This window comes from Aquincola tertiaricarbonis, assembly GCF_000969605.1.
GTDB classification, from domain to species: domain Bacteria; phylum Pseudomonadota; class Gammaproteobacteria; order Burkholderiales; family Burkholderiaceae_C; genus Aquincola; species Aquincola tertiaricarbonis.
Window position 1 is genome coordinate 1 of record NZ_JZUE01000051.1, and the last position, 10892, is coordinate 10892.

General features: G+C 75.9%; 5 protein-coding genes and 1 pseudogene. 1 reads left to right on the forward strand and 5 read right to left on the reverse strand.

Annotation, left to right across the window (positions count from 1 at the left end):
- The 5 genes from VO99_RS27120 to VO99_RS27140 all read right to left on the reverse strand — a co-directional run.
- On the reverse strand, positions 1-3525 hold a 3525-nt coding region (locus VO99_RS27120), incomplete at its 3' end, for a DUF4347 domain-containing protein (protein ID WP_046116096.1).
- Positions 3526-3527: 2 nt separating this feature from the next.
- Positions 3528-4487, reverse strand: coding sequence for an efflux RND transporter periplasmic adaptor subunit (locus tag VO99_RS27125; protein WP_052736675.1), 960 nt, complete (start codon positions 4485-4487; stop codon positions 3528-3530).
- Positions 4484-6454, reverse strand: coding sequence for a preprotein translocase subunit SecA (locus tag VO99_RS27130; RefSeq protein ID WP_052736676.1), 1971 nt, complete (start codon positions 6452-6454; stop codon positions 4484-4486). Before VO99_RS27130 ends, VO99_RS27125 begins: the two co-directional genes overlap by 4 nt.
- Positions 6451-8676 (reverse strand): biotin/lipoyl-binding protein, encoded by a 2226-nt coding sequence (locus tag VO99_RS27135; RefSeq protein WP_157039835.1) that lies wholly within the window; start codon positions 8674-8676, stop codon positions 6451-6453. Before VO99_RS27135 ends, VO99_RS27130 begins: the two co-directional genes overlap by 4 nt.
- Entirely contained in the window at positions 8673-10115 is a 1443-nt protein-coding gene (locus VO99_RS27140; RefSeq protein ID WP_046116098.1) for an HlyD family efflux transporter periplasmic adaptor subunit, read from the reverse strand. Before VO99_RS27140 ends, VO99_RS27135 begins: the two co-directional genes overlap by 4 nt.
- 335 nt (positions 10116-10450) lie before the next feature.
- Here VO99_RS27140 and VO99_RS27145 point away from each other — a divergent pair.
- Positions 10451-10892: pseudogene (locus tag VO99_RS27145) on the forward strand (hypothetical protein); the annotation flags it as partial.

The window sequence follows — 10892 nt, forward strand, 5'->3', positions numbered from 1 at the left end:
AGGCTCCGGCGCCGGGGCAGGCGGAGGCGGCACCGGCGCAGGCGGCGGCACGGGCGCCGGTGGCGGTGCGGGCGGCGGCGGCGGAGGCGGGGGCGGCGGCGCGGCGGTCACCGTCAGCTCGGCCATGCCGCTCACGCTGGCCTGCCCGTCGCTCACCTCGAAGCTGAAGCGCAAGGCGCCGTGGGCGCCGGCATCGGCGGTGAACTGCCACTGCCCGCCGCCCAGGTGCACCAGCGTGCCCGAGCCGCTGGACAGCACCAGCTGGCCGGCGCTCAGCAGGTCATGGTCGGCATCGCTGGCCGCGGCCAGCAGCTCGGCGGCGGTGATCAGCCGCGTGCCGCCGGCCATCAGCGGGCCCAGCGGCACGGTGGCCACCACCGGCGCGTCGTTGACGGCCTGCGGCGTGAGCAGGGTGCGCAGCACGTTGCTCTGCGCATCGCTGGCGCCGCCGTCGTTCACCTGCAGGCTGATGGAGCGCGTGCCGGTGTCGGGCGTGTCGCTGCCGTTGCGGTAGGCCACCGCCCGCAGCGCGGCCTGCCACTGCGCCAGCGTGGCGGTACCGCCGGCCGACTCCAGCTGCAGGCTGCCGGTGGCGGCATCGAAGCGGGCGGTGATGTTGCCGATGTCGGCGCTGCCCGCGGCCAGCAGCAGCTCGTCCTCGCCGGCGCGGTAGCCGTCGCCGATGCGCACCTGGGCCGAGGCCAGGGTGGTGCTGTCCACGTCCTGCAGCCCCAGCGTGCCGAACACCGGCAGCGGCGCCGCGTTCTCGAAGAAGTCCAGCCCCGCGGCGCCACTGCCGTGGCTGCCCAGCACCGGCGCGTCGTTCTGCGCCAGCACGTCGAAGCGGATCTCGCCGGGCGTGGTGGCGTAGGCGCCCAGCGCGTCCTGCACGCTGAAGCGCAGGCTGGCGTAGCCGGTGCCGTGGGCGTCGGCTTCGGCGGCGTAGACCAGCTCTCCCGCGTCCAGCTGCGCCGCCGACACCAGCATGCCCACGCGCACCTCGGCGCCGGCCAGCGTCAGGCGGCCGGCGCCGGGCAGCGCGTCGATGCGCAGGCCGGCCAGCGCATGGCCATCGGCATCGGCGTAGTTCAGGTGGTCGCGGGTGATGACCGCCTGGCCGTCCTCCGGCAGCGCCACGGTGGCGGGCGCGGTGCTGGCGGGCGGCGCATTGGCGCCCACCGACACCTGCAGGATGCCCACGTCCGCCGCATCGGCCCCCAGCGCATCGCGCAGGGTGTAGCGCACCTCCACCAGGCCGGTGACGCCGCCATTCGGCGTGAACTCCACCTGGTTGCCCACCACCGACGCGACGCCGTGCGCCGAGTTCACGCTGGCGGCCACCAGCGTGAGCGCATGGCCTTCCACGTCGCGGTCGTTGGCCAGCACGTCCACCCGCACCGTCTGCCCGGCCGGGGTGGTGGCCACGTCGCCCACCGCCACCGGCGCGTCGTTCACCGGCCCCACCGTGAGCAGGAAGGTGGTGAGCGTGCTGCCGCTGCCGTCAGACACCGCCAGCGTGATGGTGGCGGTGCCGCTGGCGTTGGCCTGCGGCCGGATGGTCAGCGTGCGGTTGGCGCCGCTGCCGCCCAGCACCAGGTCGGAAGCGCGCACCAGCGCCGCATTGCTGGACGAGGCGGTGACGGTGAGCAGCGCGGCCGCCGTCTCGGCGTCGCCGATGGTGAAGGCGAAGGCCAGCGGCACGTCCTCGGGCGTGGACTTGTCCGCCACCGGCGCGATGGTGGGCGCGCTGTTGGAGGGGATGAATTCGTAGGCGCCGATGTCGGCGCGGCCGGCGCGGGCCAGGCCGCGCTGGTCGGTGGCCACGGTGGAGCCGGTGCTGGCGGCGTCGCGCGCCAGGCTGGTGGACAGCAGCGCATGGGTGCGGGTGCCGCCGCCGTTGTCGCCCAGCGGCGCCAGGCCGGCCTGGGCCGGCGTGGTGCTGGCGCGGTCGGACAGGTACATGCCGCCGGCCCGGCTGTCGCTGAACATGTTGAAGCCACGCGAGCTGAAGCCGCCGCGCAGGTCGCCGCCGGTGTTCTGCACGACGATGGAGTTGCCCACGCGCACGCCGTCGTCGTCGTCATCGCCGCCGAAGTACACGCCGCCGCCGCGGTCGGCGCCGCCGGCGCTGTTGAAGGCGATGGTCACATGGTCCAGCAGCACGTTGCCGGTGGCGTAGAGGGCGCCGCCCTTGCCGCTGGCGCTGTTGTCGCTGAAGGTGCTGCTGGTGGCGGTGAGTTCGCCGGTGGTGTAGATGCCGCCGCCATCGGTTGCACCGTTGCCCGCCACGGTGCTGGCCACCAGGGTGGCGGTGCCGCGGTTGTAGAGGCCGCCGCCCTTGTGGCCGCTGGCGGTGTTGTCGCGCAGCTCGGTGTTGCGCAGGGTGAGGTCGCCTTCGTTGTAGATGCCGGCGCCGTTGGCCTTGCCTGCATGGTCGCTGACCACCACGCGCTGCAGCGTGAGGTCGCCCGCCGGGCGCACCCGCAGGCCCACGCCGTCGCCGTTGCCGCCGCCGCCGCGCACCGTCAGGTCCTGCATCACCACGGTGCCGGAGCGCACGTCGAAGACACGATCCTCGCCGTTGCCCTCGATCACGGTGTTGTGCACGCCGCGGCCCACCAGCGTCAGGTTGCCCGCGATGTCCAGGTCGCCGTTGGAAGCGGAGTCATCGCCCTTGGCACCGGCGGCCATGGCGAACACGCCGTCGATGGCGAACACGATGGTGTCGCCGCCCGGGTTGTCGTTGGCTTGCTGGATGGCCCAGCGCAGCGTGCCCGCCGGCGCATTCGCCGAAGGCGCATCGGCGGTGCTGGTGACGGTGTAGGTAGCCAGCGTGCCCTGCCAGCGGGCCTGCGCGGCCAGGCTGGCGGCCACGCCGGTGTCGATGGCGCCGCTGCGGTATTCCAGCCGCCAGTCGGCGCCCGCGGTGGCGCTGCCGGTGGCATTGGTGCTGGCCGCCACGTCGGCGCCGGTGAGCGCGGCCAGGCCCTGCACCATGGCGCGGCCGGCGTCGGTGGCGGCGAAGTCGCAGCCGTACAGCAGCAGGTCGGCGCCGGGCGCGAGCGCCTGGCTCCAGCCCGCCAGCTCGCCGGCGCGCTGCAGCAGCGCCTGCGCATCCAGCGTGGCCGCGCCCAGCTGCAGCGCACCGGCGCTGCCGTGCGACAGGATGTGCACCGCCTGCAGGTCGCTGCGGCCGGCCAGGGCCTGGCCGATCACGGCCACGCCGTCGTCCTGGGCGCCGATGTGCACCACCTCCAGCGCACGGCCGGCCTCGCGCTGGGCCTGCAGGTCGGCCAGCAGGCCTTGGGCATCGGGCACCGAGAGGTCGACGAAGACGATCTCGCTGCGCGCCGCGGCCTGCGGCGCCACCGGCTGCAGCGCCAGGTCGGCCTGCAGCGTGGCCTGCCAGTGCTGCGGCTGGCCGGGCGCACCACCGCCGGCCAGTGCCAGCGGCGCCAGGTCGGCGGCATAGAGGATGCGGGGTTCGAGTTCCTCGAACACCGGACGCGAGGCGGCGGCCCGCATCGTCAGGCCGGGCGCTGCTGCGGTGCCGGGGCCGGGGCGGGCGCGGCCGCCGCGGCGGCCGCGGCGCCAGGCATCTCCACCCGGCAGCGGGCGCCGGCGGGCAACCGGTGGCCGGGATTGGGCAGGCTCAGGCGGGCGCGGAAGGTGTTGCTGGCGCCGTCGATCATCTTGTCGATGCGGGTGACGCGGGCCTGCACCGCGGCCACGCCGGGCAGCTCGGGCTGCACCGCCAGGCTGTCGCCCTCGCGCAGGCTGCCGTAGCGGCTGGCGGGCAGCACCAGCTCCACCCGCAGCGGGTCCAGCATGGCCACGCGCAGCAGGGGCTTGTCCTCCACCCGCTCGCCGGTGTTGACGAAGCGCTCCACCACGATGCCGTCGAACGGGCTGTGCAGCGTGCGCTGCGCCAGCTGCGCCCGCACCACGCCCAGCTCGCGCTGGGACACCAGCTTCTGGCCGCGCGCCTGCTCAAGCTTCTGCGCGGCCACGGCTTCTTCCGCACGCGCCTGCTCGCTGGCCTGGTGGGAGACGAAGCCCTGCTTTTCCAGCTGCACCGAGCGCTCCAGCCGCTGGCGCGCCAGCGACAGGTTGGCCTCGGCGGCGCGCTCGTCGGCGTCGATGCGGGCGCGCACCTCGGCGGCCAGCACGCCGGCCTGTTCCACCTCGGCCCGCAGGCCCACCAGCGGCTGGCCGGCCCGCACCTCGTCGCCGCTGTCCACCTTGATGAAGGACACCACGCCGACCACCTGGGTGCCGATGTCGGCCACGCGCTCGGGCCCCATCAGGCAGCTGATGCCGCTGCGCGCGGCACGGGCGCTGCTGCCGGCGGCCGGCTTGGCCGCAGGCAGCGCAGAGGGCGCGGAGGCGGCGGCGGCCGGCGCCGGGGCCTGGGCCCCGGCCGGTGCGGCGCCGACGGCGCAGGCAGCGGCCAGCACGAGGGCGCTGCCGAGGCGGCGGCGGTTCATCGCCTCGCTCCAGGGTGTTTCAACTGCATGTCCCATGAACGTTCCTCTTCCAGCAGCCGCTGGCGCCGCGTGGCGGCATGTTGTTCGTGGGTCCGTTGCCGCCATGCCGTCCAGGCGTCGATGCACGCCGGCGGCATTCGGGCTTCCGACCCTTCAGCTTGGACATTTCGGCCGCCCGGGCGCCAGCCTGAGCGCCAATGTGTAAGCCAGCCCGCCCGCCAGGCCTCGGCATCGGCGCGGCGCCAGGCTTCGGCGCTGCCCGGGTCGCCCTGGCGGGCGCAGCGGCCGGCCAGCTGGCGGTCGAGCCGGGCGCTAGGGTTGTCCTGCGCGTCGATGACGTGCAGGCCGCCGAGTTCGGCCACGCCCTCGCCCAGCAGGATGTCGGTGCCGCGCCCGGCCATGCGGGTGGCCACGGTGATGGCGCCGCGCTGGCCCGCCGCGGCCACCACCGCGGCCTCGTCGGCATCGTGCCGGGCATCCAGCCGCCGGTGCGGCAGGCCGGCGGCGGCCAGCGCGGCACTGAGCGCCTGCGAGGCATCCAGCCCGTCGGTGCCCACCAGCACCGGCCGGCCCTGCGCATGCAGCGCCGCCACCCGCCGCACGATGGCGGCCTGGCGGCTGGCCGCATCGGGATACAGCCGGCTGGGCAGCTGCAGGCGCCGCGTTGCCCGGCGCGGCGCCAGCACCACCACCTGGCGGCCGTACACCTGCTGCAGCTCGGCCCGGCATTCGGCCAGCGTGCCGCTGAGGCCGGCCAGCCGCAGGTAGCGGCCGAAGAAGCGCTGGAAGCTCGTCTGCGCCACGGTGTGCTGCGCGGGGCTGGGCGCCAGGCCCTCCTTGAGTTCCACCAGCGTGTGCAGCCCGCGCGACCAGCTGCGGCCGTCGGCCACGCGGCCGGTGACCGCGTCCAGCAATTGCACGCGGCCCTCGCGCACCAGGTAGTCCCGCCCCGGCTGCAGCAGGTGCAGCGCCTGCAGCGCGCTGGCCACCAGGTCGAGCCGGTGGCGGCGGTTGAGCCAGGCGCCGGCCAGCCCGCTGCACAGGCGCTCCAGCTCGGCTTCGCCCAGCGGCGTGCAGGCCACGGCGGGCTGCGCATCGAGCTGCCAGTGCAGGCCGGGCTGCAGCTGGCGCGCCAGTGCCAGCGCCTGGAAGCAGGCGGCGCGCTGCTGCGGATCATGCTGCGGCGCGCTCAGCACCAGCGGCATGGTGGCGTCGTCCACCAGCAGGCTGTCGGCCTCGTCCAGCAGCGCCATGCACTGGCCGCGCAGCAGCGGCGGTGCCTCGCCGCGCCGGGTGTCGCGCAGGGCATCGAAGGCCGCTTCGCGCGCGGTGCAGTAGGTGATGTCGGCGGCATAGGCGTCGCGGCGCTGCTCGGGCGGCAGGCCGGCCACCACGCAGGCCACGCGCAGGCCCAGGGCCTCGAACATCGGCGCCAGCCGCCGGGCGTCCCGTGCGGCCAGGTAGTCGTTGGCGGTCATCACATGCACCGGCACGCCGGCCAGCGCCGCCACCGCCGCGGCCAGGGCAGCGGCCAGGGTCTTGCCCTCGCCGGTGGGCAGCTGCACCAGGCGGTCGTCCAGCAGTGCATGGGCGGCCAGCAGCTGGGTGCCGAAGGGCTGCAGGCCCATGGCCTGCCGCGCCGCGGCGGCGGCGCAGCCCAGCGCGCTGGCCCGCAGGTCGGGATGCCAGCCCTCGCGTGCCAGGCGGGCCTGCAGCGGGCGCAGCAGGTGCCCGTGCAGGCCCTGGGCCTGCCAGCCGGCCTGCGCCGCCTCCACCGCCTGCAGCAGCCGCCGGGCCGGCGCGCCGTGCAGCGGCCAGGCGGCCTGCAGCCGCCGCAGCGGCGCGGCCATCCACTGCAAGGGCGCCGGCACGTTGCCCGGCCGCAGGCCGGCCAGGGGATAAGACCCGTGCACCAGGCCCGGCACGGGCAGCGGCGGTGCGCCGCGCAGGCGCATGCCGCGGGTCATCGCGTGGTGTCGAAGTGGCGCAGGAACAGCTGCTGCAGCCGCCAGGCGGCCTGCCAGGCCAGCGGCGCATGGCCATGGCCGAAGCGCACCCAGGCACGGGCGCCGATGTGCGCGCCGGCCGCGGCCGCCGGCTGCAGCGCCTGCAGGTCGGCCAGCACCACGGCGGCCGCCGGCTTCAGGGCCTCGCGGTCCTGCGGATCGGTGGCGATGGGCCCGCCGCTGCGCTGCGCCAGCGCGGCACTGGGCAGCTTGTCCACCGCGGCGGCGCTGCCATGCAGCCAGCGCGCGGGCAGCGACGGCGCATCGGGGGCGTCGGCCAGGCGCAGGCTCACGTCGGTGGGGCGGGCGCCCAGTCGGGCCGCGTCGTCCTGGCCGATGGCCGCGCGCACCTGCAGCGCGGGCTTGCCCTGCGGCAGCAGGTGCGCCAGCAGCGCGCCCTGCTTCACATGCCGGCCGGGCAGGTCGTCTGCGTGGGCGATGGCCACCGTGCCGCTCACGGCGGCGCGCACCGCCAGGCCGGCCAGGCGCTGGTCGGCGCGGGCCAGCTCGGCGCGCGCGGCGTCCAGCTCATGGCCCAGGTTGACGGCACGCGGCGTGTCGGTGGCCAGGGCCTCGAAATACTCCACGTCCAGCGCCTCGATGCGGGCGGCCAGGGCCTGGCGCTCGGTGGCCAGCGTGGGCGAGGCCAGCGTGAACAGCAGCGTGCCGGCGGCCACCGCCTGGCCGTCGCGCACCGCCACCTGCTCGATGAAGCCGTCGGCCCCGGCGCGCACCATCGCATCGTCGGGCAGCCACACCACGCCGCGCACCACGGTGGCATCGGGCAGCGGCACCGCCAGCGCGGCCAGCAGCAGGCCGCCCAGCAGGCCCAGCCGCAGCCGGGCCGCCGCGCGCTGCGCATCGGCCAGCGAGGGGCCCTGCAGCCAGCGCCACAGGCCCAGCAGCGGACGGCCGGCCAGCATCCAGCCGAACAGCAGCCCCAGCGCCAGGGCCACGGGGAAGGACAGCTGCGCCGCCCACAGCACCAGCGCCGTGCTGACGGACCAGCGCCAGGCCAGCGCCAGCGGCGCATGCAGCCACAGCCACGGCGCCTCGCCGGCGGCGGGCTGCAGCGGCTGCAGCGGCGGTGCCTGCAGCAGCCGGGCCTGCAGGCGGTCCAGCCACCAGCGCACGCTGCGCGGCGCCAGGTTGGGCAGCTGCAGCGCATCGGCCAGCATGTGGTAGCCGTCGAAGCGCATCAGCGGATTGCCGTTGACCAGCAGCGTGCTCACCGCGCCGATGAAGAACACCGCCAGGCCCAGGTCGCGCACCAGGCCGGGCTGCACATGCAGCGCCAGGGCCAGGCCGGCGGCGGCCAGCAGCAGCTCCACCATGATGCCGGCGGCCCCCACCAGCGCGCGCTGGCGGGCCGAGGGCAGCAGCGCGGCGGCCGAGGCATCCACGTAGGGCACCGGGGTGAAGAGCATCACCGTCACGCCCCACTCGGGCACGCGCAGGCCCAGGTGGCGCAGCACCAGCGCATGGCCCAGCTCGTGCAGCGCCTTGACGCTGGGGTAGGCCACCCACAGCAGCGCCAGCATGCGCGGCGTGCCCGACCACAGCTGCCAGTGCGCGGCCAGCGGGCCGGCTTCCAGCACCGCGGCCAGCGCGGCCCAGCCCACGGCCAGCAGCCACAGCAGCAGGAAGCCGGGCGTGAACAGCCAGCGCAGGCGAGGCAGCAGCCGGTCCAGCAAGGGCTCGGGCCGGCCCAGCGGAATGCGCATGGACAGCAGCGAGTTGCGGCGGGCGGCCGGCAGTTCGGGCGCGGTGTCGGCCGCGCCATCGGCCGCACCATCGGCCAGGCCGCCGAAGCTGATGCGGCGGTCCAGGCTCACCAGGCCGGCGGCCTGCAGCTGCATCAGCAGCTGCAGCAGTTCGTCCTGCGTGGGCACGTCGTCGGCCTGCTCGGCCAGCAGCATCTCCCACAGCGACTGCAGCGTGCGCTGGCCGTTGAAGCGGCCGACGAAGGCATGCGCGGCGCGGTTCAGGCGGAAGCTGCGCAGGCTGTCGCCATGCTCCAGCACCCACCAGGGCGTGCCGCGGTAGACGATGCGCTGGGCCCGCACCTGGCTGGCCAGCGACGGGCGCACCGCCGCGAATCGGTACCAGCGGGCGGACAGCAGCGGCGCGGTGGGCGCGGCCAGGGCCGCAGGGGCGGCCGGCGGCGAGGTGGCGGCGCTCATCCCAGCCACCGCCAGGCGGCCAGGCGCGCGGCCTGCACGGCACGGCGGGCGGCGGACCACAGCGGCGGCTGAAGGCCCACGCCGATGCGGGCCTGGCCCTGCAGGCCGGGGCGCAGCGCGGCGGGCGGGTCGATCAGCGCGGCCTCCACCTCGAAGACGTTGGCGCCCTCCACCGCCGTGGCCATGGGCGTGATGCGCAGCACCTTCAGCGCGGTGGTGTCCCACGGCAGCGCGGACAGCGCCAGCGTGCCCGTCTGGCCGGGCTGCACCGCGGCGATGTCGCGCTCGTCCACCTGCACCATCACGCGGAAGCGTTCGCGCGGGGCGATGGTCAGCAGCTCGGTGCCCTGCTGCACCGGTGCGCCCAGCTGCTGGGTGAGGTCGCCGCGGATCACCATGCCGTCGAACGGCGCGGTGATCTGGGCGCGCTCCAGCTTCATCTCGGCCAGCGCCAGCTGGGCCTCGGCCTCGGCGGCGCGCTGCTGCTGGATGACCAGCTGCGCGCGGTCGCGCCGTGCGTTGGCGGCGGCCAGGCTGTTCTGGTGCTGCGCCAGCTGGCTGGCCCAGCGCTGGCGGTCCAGCTGCAGGTCCTGCTGCGCCAGCTCGGCCAGCACCTGGCCGGCGCGCACCTCGTCGCCGGCCCGGGCATGGGCGTTCTCGAGAAAACCGTCGGTGGGCGCGACCAGCACCCGCTGCACCGCGCCTTCCACCCGGGCCGCGCCACCGACGCGGGCCGGCATCGGCACCAGCGACAGCACGGCCAGCGCCACCGCGGCCACCGCGGCCGTGCCGCGCAGCGCGGCGCGTCCGCGGTCGGCCGGTTGCAGCCAGGCCCGCAGGCCATCCAGCAAGCGGGTGGGAAAGGCACGCTCGTTGAGCTGCAGCAGCTGCAGCACCGGGCCGGCCAGCGCACCCACCTGCTGCAGCAGGGCCAGTTCATCGGCCGACAGGCGGGCCGGACCGGCCACGCCGGCGCGGCGCAGCAGGCACAGCGCGGCCACCGGCCGGCCTTGCACGAAGAGCGGCAAGGTGGCCGCCAGGTCGCCCGGCCGCTCGGCCAGCCGCCGGTGGGCCAGGGTGATGCGCGGCGTGCCGCCAGCGCCGGCGGGTTCGGGTTCGATCACCAGCGCCTGCTGGTCCAGGGCCTCGGCCATCGCGGCTTCGGTCGCGCCTTCGCGGCGCGAGGAGGGCGGCGGCGCATCGCCATCGGACACCGCCACCACCCGCACCAGCGAGCGCTGCACGATGCCCACCCCCACCCGGTCCAGGCCCAGCCCGTCGGCCAGCGTGCGGGCCAGCGCCCGCGCCGCCGGCGCCAGCGCGGGCTGCCCCAGCAGTGCCGCCTGGCAGGCCGCCAGCACGGCAGGTGCCGCCGGTACGGCCGGCTGCGTGGCGGCAGGCGGCGGATGCAGGGCGGCAGCGGCGGTGGAAGCGGACATCGGATACGGCCAGGGGCCCGGAAGTGGACGGCAGCATGCGCAGCCCTGTCCGGGCGGCATGACGCTGGCGAGTGTGCCGAGCGGGGCGGCGGGCGATGCAGGCAACAGGGCGTGCAAACCGCGGTAATTCAGGCTTGGGCTTGGGCCTTGGCCGAGGCCGCGCCCTCGGCGCCTGGCGGTCCTGGAGCAGCCGCGGCACCCCGCCCGCAGGGCTCCCCACACCCCGATCTGCCATCCCTAACACCCGCAACTGCTAGGGATACGCGCCCACCCATCGCCGGACTAAGGTCGCTCCGCCTGACGCCTCTTCCCCCTGGCGCTCGAAGGAGTGAACCATGCCCGTCGCCCTGACCTATCCGGGTGTCTACATCGAGGAGGTGCCCAGCGGCGTGCGCACCGTGTCGGGCGTGGCCACCTCGGTCACCGCCTTCGTCGGGCGCGCGCGGCGCGGGCCGACCAACACGCCGGTGGTGATCAACAGCCAGGGCGACTACGAACGCCGCTTCGGCCGGCTGTGGAACGACAGCACGATGGGCTTCGCGGTGCGCGACTTCTTCCTCAATGGCGGCGGCCAGGCGGTGGTGGTGCGGCTGTTCCGCCCCAGCTTTGCCGACGAGGCCGCGCGCACCGCCGCGCTGGCCGCGGCCACAGCGCAGGCCCAGGCCGCGGCCGACGCGGTGGAAGCCGCGGCCGATGCCTCGGTGGCCGGCGCCGCCGCCGCGCAGGACGTGGCCGATGCCGCCCAGGCCGCGGTGGCCGCTGCCGGCGCAGCCGGTG